The sequence below is a fragment of the Shewanella sp. N2AIL genome, assembly GCF_022690845.1.
Lineage (GTDB): Bacteria > Pseudomonadota > Gammaproteobacteria > Enterobacterales > Shewanellaceae > Shewanella > Shewanella baltica.
In genome coordinates this window covers 120,901-135,765 of sequence record NZ_JALBYT010000002.1, presented here as the reverse complement: position 1 = coordinate 135,765, position 14,865 = coordinate 120,901, and the positions used below count along the sequence as shown (strand labels likewise).

The window sequence follows — 14,865 nt, the reverse complement described above, 5'->3', positions numbered from 1 at the left end:
AAATATCGCAGCGTAATGAAATGGCATTACTCTTCGAATACGTATTTATCTATCATACCGACCATACGGCCAATTTCTGGTTTAGTAATAGTGTCATTTGCCCCCAAGGCCATCGCTTTTGTGCGGTTATCCTCGCTCATTAAGGAAGAAAACATCACAATCGGCATTTGTTGGTATGCCTTGGATTCTCTTAATCGTTTAACCAGATGCATCCCATCCATCCGAGGCATTTCAACGTCCGTTATAACAGCACTGACAAAATCAGAAATAGAGGCATTATCTTGCTCAGCCAGGCTCTCAAATTCCATTAGCATTTCAAGAGCATCACCACCATCTTTAGCGGTGATAATGTTGTAGCCTGCGCTACGGAGCGTATTTTCAATCATTTTACGAATGAAGGCAGAGTCATCGACGATTAAAATCGTTTTCGCTTCACGTTTGGCCAGCATTTTGTCATTAATCAGCACACTCCTATCGAGCGTGACATCGTACTTATCCATACTCAGTTCAGGATTGATATCGGCAATAATCTTCTCAAAATCCAATATCATAATCAGCATACCATCACGGCGAACCACAGCAACGACACAATCATTTTCACCCGCTTCTAAAAATTGACTCGGCGATTCAACTTGCTCCCACGACACACGATGAATGCTACGAACACTATCAATTAAGAAACCATTAATCATCTTATTAAAATCAGTGACGATAACGACTTTGTGGGTTAAATCCTCCGGTGTAGAGATCCCGAGCCAACCGGCAAGATCGACTAAAGGGATCAGCTTTTCTCGCAACGAGAACACCCCCACCATGTGCGGCTGAGCATTGGGATAATCAGAGGTTTCTGGCACCCTAATCACTTCCCTCACTTTGGCGACATTGATCCCGTAATGACACACTTTATGGCCCCCATTAGGGAGTATCTTATGCAGATGAAACTCAATAATTTCGAGTTCATTTGTGCCACTTTCGGTCAATATTTCTGATTTTTTTATTTCGCTCATATAAAGCTCTCAACCTAGCAAATCAACTTAAGAAAGGTATTCCAGCTATCAGTATAGGAAGGGATTAATGATTTAGGCACGCACTTAGACACGATAGTGTGATTTTACTGCCTGATTAGCGTGATATTTCTTGAGCATGGATTAATCAGAGGCTTACTTTTATCGAAAAAAGAGGAAAACGTCCCATAATCGAATCTCATTGCTTTTTCAGCAATCACATTTAAATCATGATCAAACTCACCCTGCCTGTCGCCAACCTCAAATAGCCTTTGCGTTTCACATAACAGCGCTTTTGTATCTCCGTTTTAAAGGTTTTGTTTAAAGAGATAAGCCGCTAAACTATTGCGCAATAAAACTATCTAAAATAGCCGTAACCCATGCCGCAATTTAGCCCGACCTTCTCCTTCCCAGTGCAAATCTACTATGAAGATACTGATTTTTCTGGCGTGGTGTATCACCCCAACTTTTTGAAATACTTCGAGCGCGCCCGAGAGCATGTGATTGGTGCCGAGCGTTTAAGTGCGTTGTGGCAACAAAACCAACTGGGTTTTGCAGTGTATCGTAGCGATATGCTGTGCCATGAGGGGGTGGAATTTGCCGATATCATCGATGTACGCACTCAGTTTTACTTTGAGAGCAAGTACCGCACTGTGTGGCAGCAGGAGATTTGGCGCCCACAAGGTAAAAAGCCTGCCGTCACCGCCACCATTGAAATGGTGTGCATGAATCAAGCTCGCCAATTAGCGCCTATGCCAGCGGAGTTAATCGCCGTTTTAAGCCAAGGTTTTGCCTCAAAGGTGCAAAACTAATACGGGCGATTTGACTAAAGCGATAATGAATATCGTTAGAGCCCCATAGGAATGGGGCGAGCAACGACTCATTAAAGCTGCCCTAACGTTAATTGGTGTCGGATTTACTGGGTCTAACATTACTCAGAGTTGGTTTAATGAATGGCAGATTTAAATGTGATGCAGCTTAGCCCAATTCATTTCAAGTTCGGCGGCACGCATAGGTTTAGCGTAATACATGCCTTGTAGGGTATCGACGCCCATAGCGACGAGTATCTCTCTAATTTCAGGAGTTTCAATCCCTTCGACAGTCACCTCATAACCGAGTTTTTTAGCAATATTAATACTGGCTTCGAGGATATATTCCGACGGTTTATCCTGCTCAAGATCCTTTAGAAAAGCTTTATCGATTTTGACTTCATTGACGGGTAGATGCTTCAAGTAAGCCAGTGAAGAATGACCGGTACCAAAATCATCAATTGCGAGCCTCACCCCTAACGCACGAATTTTATCTAAGGTTTCGACCGCCTTAGTTAAATCCGCCATTAAGGTACTTTCCGTAATTTCAATCATTAAGGATTCGGGCGGAAGTTTGTAATGCGCCAATCTCGCCGCAATTTCTTGGGGCAAGGTTTCACTGTCAAGATCCCGTGTTGATAGGTTGACTGCAACGCACAATTGTATCCCTGCAGCGCGCCATTCTGCCTGCTGCGCTAAAACCTGATCGAGTGCCCATTGGCTCACTAAATCAATCATGCCGGCATATTCGGCTAAAGGGATAAACTCACCTGGAGAAATAACCCCAAGCTCGTCATGCTCCCAGCGCATCAAGGCTTCAACCTGAAAACACCGTCCCGTCACAATATCCTGTTTCGCTTGATACACCATATACACTTGATTGCGTTGCAAACCTTTAGGCAAACTATCGATAATTCTCAGTTCTCTTAACTGTTGAATATCATCATTCTCGGCATAGTAAGCAATCGCGCTACGAGAGTGACGGGCTTTCTTCAGCGCCAAATCGACGCGACGTAACATCTGACTTGTGTCGGCATGGTGTTCTTGTAAATGCACACAGCCGATTTGAAGTTTAACGCTGACTGGCGTGTTCTTAATGCTAAAAGGCACCTGCAAACGGCCTCTTAAATGGACTAATTGCTCCTCAGTCAACGCTTGCTCGTAATATAGACAAAATTCATCACCATTGAGCCGTGCGATTAATCTTGGGGATAAACTTAAGCTGTTTAACCGTTCCGCAAATTGTTTTAATAGGATATCGCCGAACACAAACCCAAAGAGATCATTCACATAGCGAAATCGATAAATATCAATCAGCACTAATGTCCCTTGAGTCAGCGGCATCATGGAGGTCAGCGCACGTTTAAGGCCGACGCGATTCACTAGTCCAGTCAACTTGTCTTTACCTGCGCTTGCGGGTAAGGCCTTCAATAATTCATCTAAGGTATGGTAGAGCGGCGCAAACTCTTGGGGAACCGTGCCAAGGTTTAATGCTTGGCGTTCAATCTTTTGTTGCTCTAGCTGTAGACAAAGCTGTGCTAAGAATTTTTGCTGTGACCGTTGCGATCTATATTTTGCCTGCAGTATATATAATGAAAATATCAATAAAATGAGAGAAGCAACAACTAACCCGATTTCGAACATACCTTGGCCTCTGCTTTACCGCGTAAGCTTATTATCAAATGGCACTGCAATTCAGTGTTCACGTGCCATTTGAGTTCCATTTAGGCCTAACGATTATTGGTAACTTTCTCTAATTGAATGGAATTTTTCCATAAACTCATCACTGGCTAAATCATCGGTTGTCACGGGTAAACCGCGGGCGACAAACACACCAAGACGTTGTTCTAACTCAGTGCCTGCACGTAATTCACCTGTATAGAAGGCCGCTGCACGGATAAAGTCGAGATAGGTGACGTGATCGGGCAGATAAGGTAAATCGGCCCAGCGCTCAACCACTTCCATCACTTCGGTAGAAAAATCCCAACTCTTTAACACAGCACGACCTAATGGCCCCTGCATTTTACGAACGAGCGCGCGTAATTGATCAATGCTCGTAAATAAATGCGGCTGCGCCTCAGCTTCGGTCAACACAGGTAAAGCGCCAATGTTATGTACGAGTCCGGCTAAGGTTAAGGTATCAAAATTTAATCGACTGGTTGAATGGCGTTTATTATACATCTGCAACATGGCACAGGCGGCTGCGGTCACATCGATTGAGGTGCGCCACACTTCATCCATGACCTCCCACACCATTTCATTGGTGGAAATGAATAATTGCTCCATCGCCACCGAAGTTGCGATGCTTTTAATTTGGATTAAACCAATGCGTGAAACCGCACTGTTAATGCTTTCAGCGGGTACGCCTCGGCTGTACAAGGCGCTATTGGCTACCTTAATGATACGGGCAGAAATCGCCGCATCTTGGCCGATCACTTCAGCCACTTGTTTAAGGCTCGCATCGGAGCGTCCGACCACTTCTTGCACCCGCATCGCCACTTCAGGCAACGTCGGTAGCACTAAGGCATCATCTTTTAGCTTTTTTAATAAACTGACTAACAGTAGATGTTCGGTAGACATCTTAGCTCCCATCAATCTGTAAACATGAACATTGGATAGTTGGAGTATATCAGCTGACCGTCATTAGATACGTAGAAAAAAGCAACGGACGTTAATAAATTGTATGATTGCGTTATCAATTTTGGCTTAATTATCGGCTGTAATCTTCTGCATCAATCATCACCAGAGCTGAAATGTTTCTCGCTGCTTGCTCAAAGCTAAACGCGCTATATTCGTAAAATGTGAAGTACCACTAAAGTTAGTAAGGGCAATTTGCATAACCCTACTTTCATTGTGTAAAATCCCGCCCCCGCGCACCGCGCCATTTATTCATCGATTAATTAACCAATTTGAGAGTGATTATGTTTAAACCTGAGCTGCTGTCTCCAGCTGGAACCCTGAAAAACATGCGCTACGCCTTTGCCTATGGTGCAGATGCCGTGTATGCCGGTCAGCCGAGATATAGCCTAAGGGTACGTAACAATGACTTCAAAATGGAAAACCTTGCCACAGGCATACAAGAAGCCCATGCGCTGGGTAAAAAGCTGTATGTTGTGAGCAACATAGCACCCCACAATGCCAAGCTAAAAACCTATATCAAGGACATGGAACCCGTAGTGGCGATGAAGCCAGACGCGCTGATCATGTCCGATCCGGGTTTAATCATGATGGTACGTGAAGCGTTTCCCGATCAAGTGGTGCATTTATCCGTGCAGGCAAACGCAATCAACTGGGCCTCAGTCAAGTTTTGGCAAACCCAAGGCATCAAGCGCGTGATCCTGTCGCGCGAATTATCCTTAGATGAAATCGAAGAAATTCGTCAACGTTGCCCAGATATAGAACTCGAAGTGTTTGTGCATGGCGCCCTCTGCATGGCGTATTCAGGCCGTTGTTTGCTCTCGGGTTATATCAACAAACGCGATCCAAACCAAGGCACTTGTACTAATGCTTGTCGCTGGAAATACGATGTACATGAAGCGCAGCAAAACGACAGCGGCGACATCATTGCCATGCCTAATGCAGTACAAATCGAAACTCCGACGACTTTAGGTGCGGGTGCGCCCACGGATCAAATCTACCTACTGCAGGAAGCCAATCGTCCCGGCGAATACATGCCAGCCTTTGAAGATGAGCATGGTACTTATATCATGAACTCTAAGGACTTACGTGCGATTCAACACGTTGAGCGCCTAACAAAAATGGGCATAGACTCACTTAAAATTGAAGGGCGCACTAAGTCTTTCTATTATGTAGCCCGCACCGCACAGTTATATCGCCGCGCGATTGAAGATGCTTCATTGGGTAAAGATTTCGACCGCAGCCTAATGAATCAATTAGAAGGCCTAGCCCACCGTGGTTATACCGAAGGCTTTTTGCGTCGCCATGTGCATGATGAATATCAAAATTATGACTATGGCTACTCAGTCAGTGACACCCAACAATTTGTGGGTGAACTAACGGGTAAACGTAACCTTGCGGGATTGGCTGAAATCGAAGTGAAGAACAAGTTTTCCGTTGGCGACAGTGTCGAACTGATGACGCCACAGGGCAATATCAGTCTGACGATTGAACAACTTGAAAATCGCAAGGCTGAAGCGGTTGCAGCGGGCTTAGGTTCTGGGCACACTGTGTATCTGCCCGTGCCAAAAGAAGTCGATTTGAGCCACGGTATTTTGCTGCGTAACCTGCCCCAAGGTCAGGATACGCGCAACCCACATGAACTAGGTTAAGGTCATGGCATTACTGATCGACGATAGCTGCATCAACTGCGACATGTGTGAGCCTGAGTGTCCTAATCAGGCCATCACTATGGGCGAAGAGATCTATGAAATCGATCCCGACCGCTGCACCGAATGTGTGGGGCATTACGACAAACCGACTTGCGTGTCTGTCTGCCCAATTGATTGCATCGACCCAGATCCAAACCGCGTCGAGTCCAACGACGAACTGTTAGTGAAATTTGCTGTGCTAACGCAAAAGTAAACTTAACAGCGACACAAAATTATTAATAGCAAACAGTTTCAAAAAAGCCCCGATGATTTCTCATCGGTTTTTTTGTTTTATATCTTCGGAACACAAAGTTAGAATTAATTAAAACTTGGAGACTTAGCGAGGATAACCGTTGGTTTTGCTTCGATTTGCAGACGATCAATCACTGCGGCGAGTTTTGCAATGCTGAGGCGAATTGGGGTCGGCATACTGGCAAATTCGATGCTGAGCAGCAGGTTTTTCACTTCGAGCCCTAATTCTGTATCGCCTTCAATACTCAACTTACGCTGAAAGAATAGCGTGTCAGGGTCTTCCTTTGCTGCTGCCACGAGTATGAGTTCGGCTGAGTTGGCACTAAAGGTCACCTGCGCATCGGTTAACGCTCTGACTTGCCACTTGCCATTAAAACTCACCTCAAAAGCCAGATTTAAATCATCCACTCGGATCGCAACCCATTTATCACTCAAAAATCCGAGTTCATCGTCTGCTGCTTGCTCAGCGAGTAACAGCCCAAGTAATTGGCTGATCACTTTCGCTTTGAGGCTAAAGGGCATTTTAGCAAGGGGAAAGCCAATGGCTTTTGGAGTGAATTCTAAAAGTTGCTGAGCGATTTTTGCGGAAAAAACAGCGGACATGGCGTAAACCCTACAAGAATAAAACATATATATCCCAGTTTATCGGGATTTTATGATCTTAAACCTGTTTTAAATCAATTCATCGCCATTCAATCTTACCTACACTCAGCGGCTATCATTTTATCGGGAGCATCATTATGGAGCTGTTGTGTCCAGCAGGAAATCTGGCCTCGCTAAAGTCGGCATTGCATGCCGGAGCCGACGCTGTGTATCTAGGACTAAAAGACGACACCAACGCGCGCTCGTTTGCAGGATTAAACTTCACCCCCGCAAAGTTGCAAGAAGCCACTGAGCTCACGCAAAAATACGGCAAGAAAATCTTCTTAACCTTAAACACTTTCCCAAAGCCCGGCGAAGAACATCGTTGGTATCAAGCCATAGATTTAGCGGCAAAACTGGGGATGGATGCGTTGATTGTTGCCGATCTTTCTTTGCTCGATTATGCCCATCAACATTATCCACACTTACCACTGCATTTGTCGGTGCAAGCCAGTGCGACTAATCTCGGGGCGCTGAGCTTTTATAAGGAAGCCTTTAACATCGCCAGAGTCGTGTTGCCGCGGGTGTTATCCATGAAACAAGTGCGCGATCTTGCCAAGGTCAGCACAGTGGATTTAGAAGTGTTCGCCTTCGGCAGTCTATGCATTATGGCCGAAGGGCGTTGCCAACTGTCATCCTATGTGACGGGCCAATCGCCCAACACGGGCGGCTCTTGTTCACCAGCAAAACACGTGCGCTGGCAGGAAGAAGGACAGAACCGATTAACGCTGCTCAACGATGTGTTGATTGATAAATCAGCCCTCGATGAACAGATGGGTTATCCCGTAGTCTGCAAAGGCCGTTACATCACGGAAGATCAAGATTCGCCGCAGTATTTGCTCGAATCACCAACCAGTTTAAATACCTTAAGCTTACTGCCCGAACTCGCCAAGGCGGGCATAGTGTCGCTAAAAATCGAAGGCCGCCAACGCAGCCCAGCCTATGTTGAGCAAGTCACGAGAGTTTGGCGTCAAGCCATAGACACCTATCTGGATAATCCTGAGCTGTACTCAACAAGCCAAAACCAACCCCATTGGGAACAAGCCCTTGTAAAAGTTTCCGAGGGTCAAATCACTACACTTGGCGCCTACGAGCGTGATTGGCAATAAAGATTAATGAACAAAGCGCCAGATTAACAAAGGACAAGTTATGCATATTTCCCTAGGCCCGCTGTTGTATTGCTGGCAAAAACAACAGGTCAGCGATTTTTATCAGCAAGTCGCCGCCAGTCAAATCCCTTTAGTGTATTTAGGTGAGGCCGTTTGCAGTCGCAGGCGCGAACTCAAATGGGGCGATTATCTGGAGCTGGCACAAATGCTCAAGCAGGCCGGTAAAAAAGTCGTGATTTCAACGCTGGCATTAATCGAAGCGCCATCGGAATACACTGAGCTAAAACGCCAAGTCGATAACGGCGAATTTATGGTCGAAGCGAACGATATGGCGGCGGTCTATCTCGCCAACGAGCACAAGCTGCCCTTCGTCTGCGGCGCGAGTATCAATAACTACAATCGCGCCAGTTTAGACATTTTGCAGCGATTTGGGATGCATAGGTTTGTGATGCCAGTGGAACTTTCAAAGGCTTGGCTTAGCCAAGTGATCCAACAAAAGCCGTCATTTGAAGTGGAAGTGCTCGGCCACGGCTATTTACCCCTCGCCCATTCGGCGCGATGCTTTACCGCTAGGCACAAACAGCTCACCAAAGATCATTGTGAAACAGTGTGCAGTGAATACAGCAAAGGGCTACTCGCGCAAACCCAAGAGCAGCAGCCTTTGCTCAGGCTCAATGGGATCCAAACTCAATCCGCTAGCTGTTTAGATTTACGCAGTGAAATAACGACAATGGCAAAGATGGGGGTGGATGTGTTTCGGGTATCACCCAGTAGTTTTGACTGCATCACCATAGCCAATACCTTGGTCGATGCAATTAACACGCCTGAAAATGCTCAACATTTTGCGATTAGCAGCGACGCGAACCTAGAGACAACCCAGTGTAACGGCTATTGGTTTGGAGAAGCAGGCCTTGCTGTGCATGCGACTCCCTAGCCTAACTCTTGATCTGTGCATGAGTCTTGGCTGGTTCGATCTTGGTTGGAGTGTAACTGACTGAAAAGCAGCACAGTGGTCCAGCACAATAGACTCCCCAGCCCTATCCATTCCAGTAGGGCTGGCCACCACAAACTAGGACGCGGCAGCTGCAATACCATCTCCTGATAAAACGGCCTATCGCCTTCGGTCAAACCTAAATCCAATTGCGGCGCATACAGAAACGTCATCATGCTGCACAACACAATGAGGGCTAATAACCCTGTCCAACGGCCAAAATAAGACTTGCCGAGACAGACCCAGGCTAAGTAGAAAATTGCACTTAAGCTTCCCAGATAGAAAAACCATTTCACCCCTAAAACGTGCAAGTGATACACGTTCACGGGAAATAATCCCACGCTCGCTAAGGCTAAAAAAGTGCACGCCAAACTAATAAAGAAAGGATATCCCCAAAAAGACATCACCTGCTGTAGCGAAGACAAACAATAAAACACAAGACTTAAGCTGCCAAAAAACAATCCCCCGTTAAGGATCACAGCAAAAGACGAGTGACCATAAGTCCCCAACTCGCTAAGGGTATGATTTAAAAAGTTAAAGCGATGGGACTCGACATCATCGAATCCTAAAACAGTCATCACAATACCGATTAGAAGCCCAAAGATCCCCAGAAAACCAAACTTAATGGCCAGGGTCGAGCCGCCTTTAATCTTAACCTTCTCTACTTTTGCAGTCATGAATACTTGAGTTGGATAGGAATGATACTAACTTACATGGAAATGAGAAGATTTAAAGCGGCGGGTATCCGCTTTATGAATAATATTTTTACTTTCATCGTTATTAGCGACTTTTTAGTCAGCCTCCAAAACATCAAGATGCTGAGGAAGATCACTCATCTCACTGAGCAGATTTAACTGCCTGTCGCATAAAAATGTACCGAGCAGCAAAATACACTGAACATAAGCGTGGCATTCTTAAACAGTGCTTACCCACGCTATATAGAAAGTGTTATCACGACAGTCCGCTTAAATCGCACAAAAAACCAACCAAGAGGGCTGTAATGCCAAAGTTGCTGATGTTTTTTCGTGCAAAAATAACATCTCAATCGTTTTAACTACATCATCATACAAGCGATTAACCCCTCAGAAACAACAATCCATAACACCATGTTTATAATAATTTTTTATGTGAAACCATCCAGAAGTATCGACCTAATATCACCGACAACTTAAGTAAAATAACTATGCTGTTTTGCTGCTTATATCAAACTAACTAGCGAATCGTTTTACATAGACAAGCTAAGCGAGTAATCTTCCCCATTCTCGTTTTTGAGTTGAATTTAAATGCACCTTAATTGGCGTCAACAGCGCGTTATGTGCGGCTATTAATTCAAATTTACCATGTACGACTCGTACTTTAAGGTGTACAAAATTGACTACTGAAAATAAAAATCGAAACATTAAGACGATACTCACCTTTATCGTCCCTTCGCTGATCGGTCTGTTGTTATTTATGACCCCTATCAGCTACAACGATGCGATCACTATTCCAATCGCGATTATCTCTAAAGCACTGCAAGGCGCATTGAGCGGCGTGTTAACCCTCATAGTGACCATGATTATCGTGACTACGGCGCTGGCCTCTTCGCTGTCAAAAGCATTTAAGCCTAAGTTTGTGGCCCAGAATCACTTCCTTAATGCCTTATTAAATGTCAGTCCTTTATGGTTGATCACGCGGATCATAGGTGCGGTGTTTGTCGTGCTGACCTATTTAGGCTTAGGCCCAGAGGCCATTAACTCCTCAAGCACAGGTGCATTAGTCTTAAACGACTTACTGCCCGTGTTGTTCTCGGTGTTTATCTTTGCGGGTATGTTGTTGCCGCTGCTGCTGAACTTCGGTCTACTCGAACTGTTTGGCACACTGCTAACCAAAATCATGCGCCCCGTGTTCAATCTACCGGGTCGCAGTGCAATTGATTGTATGGCCTCATGGTTAGGTGATGGCAGTGTGGGGATTTTGCTGACCAGCAAACAATACGAAGCACGTTTTTATACCCAAAGAGAAGCGGCCGTTATCGGCACCACGTTCTCGGCAGTATCGATTACCTTCAGCCTAGTGGTGATCTCACAGGTTAAATTAGAGCACATGTTTGTGCCCTTCTACTTAACAGTATGTCTCGCCGGTTTTGCGGCGGCTGTGATTGTGCCTAAGTTGCCACCGCTATCGTGGAAGAAAGACAACTACATAGACGATACCCCACGCATGCCAGATGATGAGCTGATCCCTGCGGGTCACAACGCTTTCTCTTGGGGTTTTGATAAAGCCTTAGAAAAAGCCGCCAGTGCCGGTGGCATCAAAGCCGTTTTGAATGAAGGCGTTAAAAACGTTGTCGATATGGTGTTTGGCATTATTCCTGTGGTAATGGCCATTGGTACGCTAGCGCTGATTATTGCCGAGCACACGCCTATCTTTAACTATCTGGGTATGCCATTTATTCCATTACTCGAATTACTGCATATTCCAGAAGCCACTGAAGCCTCTAAAACGATTGTGGTGGGTTTTGCGGATATGTTTATTCCGTCAATTCTGGCCAGCTCAATTGAATCGGATATGACTCGCTTTGTGATTGCGGCCTTGTCTGTAACTCAGTTGATCTACATGAGCGAAGTGGGCGCATTGCTTATCGGCAGTAAAATCCCTGTGAACTTTGTTGAGCTCTTCGTGGTGTTTATTCTACGTACCTTAGTGACTCTGCCTGTTATCGCAGGTGTGGCGCATTTACTGTTCTAAAAGCTAACGCCAACAATAGCTCAGCTAAAAGGGGAGTCAGGTTAACTGACTCCCCTTTTTTGTAGTAACTCATACACGAACTGACAGTTTTGATTATATCGTATGACTTAATCGTACAACCTCCACTCGACACCACACAACTCACTTTTGGACAGAAGTACTTTAAGAATTTCTGGATAGGCTGCTGAAGGATCAAACTTGGTCATTTAATTCTTTAAGTGCTGGCTTATGATGAGCCATGGCATTCGCTCACCGACACGCAGCAAGTCCGTCCGTGGATGCTCGACCGCCCCGTCCATGGGGCGGACGGTCGTCTCGCTAATCACCATGGCTCACCTTTCTAGCATTGGCGTAGTCAGTAAGTTTTAAAGAAATAAACAGCACGTTTTTGGACAAAAGCGTGTTAGATTCCCAACTCTAATTTTTGAGTTTCGGATTAAAATTTCTATAAATTAACGCCGTGCGCATGCGCACGAACTTGTGAGCGCCGCAGGCCCCGAGTGCCGCACCTTGTTAGGACGGGCAAATTTCATTACTTACATAATTTAAGGCCGCTATCCAAAACTGGACTAATACTAATTTTGGTTGGCGATCCCATTGATTTTATAACTTCATCAACAGCAGTATTTTCTGCCTTAGCAATTTCGGCTGCCATTTCAAAAAATGCGGGGTCATCTTTCCAGATTGCATTAATTTCAGAGTAACCTTGAGTTTTAGCCACACCATTTACAGCATATGTTTTTCCATTAGAATGAAAAATAACAGCATTATTTTTGCATTCTACATGCCCTGATGAAACGGTTAATGGCCACTTTTCTCCATATTGCTCTTTCGTTAATTCCAGTCCTGGCTTAGAGCAACCGGAAAGAAATAGAACAAGGCTTACGGAGAAAACATTTAAAAGCTTAAGCATGATATTTCCTTATATAGTCCTAACGTCTTAGTATTTATGCGCTGCGCTGTTTGCAGGGCATAAATCGCTTGTTGGACTTGGCCGCTGCCACATCCGTGTCAATTGGTATAAATGATGCTATAGGAATTTGCTTTTTTGCGGTAGCGGTTTTTTATACAGTTTGATGGGTAATCACTTGATATCGTTTTAGCTTTCTCGTTCTTTCACGCTTATTTTTTTGCTGATGAATCGCTATCTAACGACTCAAAACTCCAAGGAATACACCTCCCTTCGGAGTTGCCGCAGGGCGAATAGACAAATGGCGTGAGTCTCGCCATGGATGGCGAGCTAGCTTTCGCAGGTGCAGGGATGCATCCTTCGGAAGCGATAGCAAATTTGTCAATGAGCACAAGGGGCTTTCAACTCCGTTAGGGACGTCATGGAGCATCCAAGGAGGATAGGACGAGCAGTCCTCCTTGGTCGGGTGTGGGGTGAAGCCCCACGACTTTGATTTTGATTTTGATTTTGATTTTGATTTTGATTTTGATTAACGCATTCAAACTACAAAAAAGATGGGGTACATCACTTCTAAGTCGAACCATCAACTTTTATATAGGCAAAGCTTTACTTGACCTATTCCCCTTTTGAACTGCAAAACCCACTTTGGGGCAATAGCTTTTTAGCTAAACGAACAGCTGAAGTGTTAATTAAGATTGGCATTGTTGCAACTGTGACCGTTGGCGGCATGGATGCCGTCGTCGAGCCCTCAGGGACGAGTTTATGGCGAGTCACAGGGGAAACAATGACAATTCATGCTGCAAACTAACTGTCGGTTCTAATTGCATCCTGATGTGAATCTTGACAGGTTCAGTCTAGGCTAATCCACCTTTTGTCATCTGCATGTCATCTAAACTTCATCATTCAGTCAAAGCCCCTCACTAAGCTCATATTCGTTAACAGCCTAATGGGGTGAATACGAGATGACAGGATTTAATTTCAAGGAATTTGAAACAACAGCGCAGGGACAGATAAATGACCCCAGCCTTTCACCTCCTATCTTTAACCGCTCGACGCAATCACCTACATCAGTTCTGACATCTGCACCAACACCCTCAAATCGTTTCAATTCAGCATCTTTTACCCCATCCGCATTAACTTCAGACCAGACGGCATCACCCCATACACCAAGCATCACAGTTAACGCCCTTTGGCTATCGGATATCCATTTAGGCTGTAAAGATTGCAAGGCCGACTACCTGCTCAGTTTGCTTGAAACCGCGCGTTGTCAGCACTTGTATCTAGTCGGTGACATAGTCGATTTATGGGCGCTGAAACGTAAGCTGCATTGGCCCGATAGCCACAATAAGGTGCTACAAAAATTCATTGAACTGGCACAAAACGGCACACAAGTGATTTATCTGCCGGGCAACCACGACGAACTGATCAAACCCTATGCCGAGCTAAGCCTGTGGAATATCAAAATAGCCCGCCAACATATTCACCACGGGATTGGCGGCCATAAATTGTTGATGCTCCACGGGGATCAGTTTGATGCCGATGTGTGTGTCGGCCGTTTCTACGCCATATTGGGCGATCATTTATATGACTTATTACTGTTCCTTAATCGCAATCTCCACAGCCTGCGGGAACGCTTAGGTTATCCCTATTGGTCACTGGCAAGTTACATCAAATCCAAAGTGGGTAAGGCTCAAGCCGCTATCGGACATTATCGCCAAGCGGTGCTCAACTATGCCCAGCATTTCGATGTTGACGGCGTGATCTGCGGCCATATCCATCAGCCGGAACTCTCAACTCACCCAAGGGCAGCACAATACTGCACGCCCCAAAGTACGCCTGAGCAGCGGCAGATCATCTACGCCAACGACGGTGACTGGGTTGAAAACTGCAGCTTAATCACAGAAACCCTTAACGGTGAATTACAGCTGTGTCGCTGGAATGAACAGACACTCAATCTCGATATTCTCAGCAGCATAGCGTTAGTGCAACAGCCACCTGAGACGCACAAAAACAAACAACAAAAAACGGCAGCGCAGCAAATGCCAAACACAAATACCGGCGAAACTCGCCCAAGGGATGTTGCCTAACAC

General features: G+C 45.4%; 14 protein-coding genes. 8 read left to right on the top strand and 6 right to left on the bottom strand.

The genetic code is table 11. From position 1 onward, the window contains the following. Window positions 1–26: 26 nt before the first annotated feature. The gene (locus MO387_RS02305; RefSeq protein ID WP_006082671.1) at window positions 27–1,007 is read right to left on the bottom strand and encodes a chemotaxis protein; all 981 of its coding nucleotides are present in this window, start codon (window positions 1,005–1,007) and stop codon (window positions 27–29) included. A 377-nt stretch (window positions 1,008–1,384) separates the two neighbouring features. On the opposite strand from MO387_RS02305, the gene MO387_RS02300 reads away from it, so the two are divergent. Further along, on the top strand, window positions 1,385–1,816 hold the full coding sequence (locus MO387_RS02300; protein ID WP_106651272.1) for a thioesterase family protein: 432 nt from the start codon (window positions 1,385–1,387) through the stop codon (window positions 1,814–1,816). 150 nt (window positions 1,817–1,966) lie between these two features. Here the strand turns inward: MO387_RS02300 and MO387_RS02295 are convergent, their stop codons facing one another. After that, entirely contained in the window at window positions 1,967–3,457 is a 1,491-nt protein-coding gene (locus tag MO387_RS02295; RefSeq protein ID WP_107948677.1) for a bifunctional diguanylate cyclase/phosphodiesterase, read from the bottom strand. 93 nt (window positions 3,458–3,550) lie between these two features. Continuing rightward, window positions 3,551–4,393, bottom strand: a complete 843-nt coding sequence (locus tag MO387_RS02290; RefSeq protein WP_006082674.1) for an HDOD domain-containing protein — start codon at window positions 4,391–4,393, stop codon at window positions 3,551–3,553. 341 nt (window positions 4,394–4,734) lie between these two features. On the opposite strand from MO387_RS02290, the gene yegQ reads away from it, so the two are divergent. Both yegQ and MO387_RS02280 read left to right on the top strand, forming a co-directional pair. Beyond that, window positions 4,735–6,102 (top strand): tRNA 5-hydroxyuridine modification protein YegQ, encoded by a 1,368-nt coding sequence (gene yegQ / locus MO387_RS02285; RefSeq protein ID WP_107948679.1) that lies wholly within the window; start codon window positions 4,735–4,737, stop codon window positions 6,100–6,102. Between the two features lie 4 nt (window positions 6,103–6,106). Then, entirely contained in the window at window positions 6,107–6,355 is a 249-nt protein-coding gene (locus MO387_RS02280) for a YfhL family 4Fe-4S dicluster ferredoxin (protein ID WP_107404010.1), read from the top strand. A gap of 104 nt (window positions 6,356–6,459) precedes the next feature. On the opposite strand, the gene MO387_RS02275 is transcribed toward MO387_RS02280, so the two are convergent. Then, window positions 6,460–6,996: an SCP2 sterol-binding domain-containing protein gene (locus MO387_RS02275; RefSeq protein ID WP_107948681.1), complete on the bottom strand. Its 537-nt coding sequence runs from the start codon at window positions 6,994–6,996 to the stop codon at window positions 6,460–6,462. Window positions 6,997–7,133: 137 nt separating this feature from the next. On the opposite strand from MO387_RS02275, the gene MO387_RS02270 reads away from it, so the two are divergent. Together MO387_RS02270 and MO387_RS02265 are read left to right on the top strand one after the other, a co-directional pair. Then, complete coding sequence (locus MO387_RS02270) at window positions 7,134–8,144, top strand: peptidase U32 family protein (protein WP_107948683.1); 1,011 nt, start codon at window positions 7,134–7,136, stop codon at window positions 8,142–8,144. A 40-nt stretch (window positions 8,145–8,184) separates the two neighbouring features. Then, on the top strand, window positions 8,185–9,078 hold the full coding sequence (locus MO387_RS02265; RefSeq protein ID WP_107948685.1) for a U32 family peptidase: 894 nt from the start codon (window positions 8,185–8,187) through the stop codon (window positions 9,076–9,078). Here MO387_RS02265 and MO387_RS02260 read toward each other — a convergent pair. Then, window positions 9,075–9,812, bottom strand: coding sequence for a hypothetical protein (locus MO387_RS02260; RefSeq protein WP_107948687.1), 738 nt, complete (start codon window positions 9,810–9,812; stop codon window positions 9,075–9,077). The two genes, MO387_RS02265 and MO387_RS02260, sit on opposite strands and share 4 nt — an antisense overlap. A 694-nt stretch (window positions 9,813–10,506) precedes the next feature. Between MO387_RS02260 and MO387_RS02255 the strand changes: the two genes are divergently transcribed. After that, on the top strand, window positions 10,507–11,865 hold the full coding sequence (locus MO387_RS02255; RefSeq protein ID WP_107948689.1) for a YjiH family protein: 1,359 nt from the start codon (window positions 10,507–10,509) through the stop codon (window positions 11,863–11,865). A 532-nt stretch (window positions 11,866–12,397) separates the two neighbouring features. On the opposite strand, the gene MO387_RS02250 is transcribed toward MO387_RS02255, so the two are convergent. Beyond that, window positions 12,398–12,778, bottom strand: coding sequence for a DUF2511 domain-containing protein (locus MO387_RS02250; protein ID WP_011845975.1), 381 nt, complete (start codon window positions 12,776–12,778; stop codon window positions 12,398–12,400). A 607-nt stretch (window positions 12,779–13,385) separates the two neighbouring features. Between MO387_RS02250 and MO387_RS02245 the strand changes: the two genes are divergently transcribed. After that, window positions 13,386–13,583 carry a hypothetical protein gene (locus MO387_RS02245; protein WP_242325968.1) on the top strand — a complete coding sequence of 66 codons (198 nt, stop codon included), beginning with the start codon at window positions 13,386–13,388 and terminating at the stop codon, window positions 13,581–13,583. A gap of 154 nt (window positions 13,584–13,737) precedes the next feature. Then, window positions 13,738–14,862, top strand: coding sequence for a UDP-2,3-diacylglucosamine diphosphatase (locus tag MO387_RS02240; protein ID WP_242325966.1), 1,125 nt, complete (start codon window positions 13,738–13,740; stop codon window positions 14,860–14,862). Window positions 14,863–14,865 lie beyond the last annotated feature (3 nt).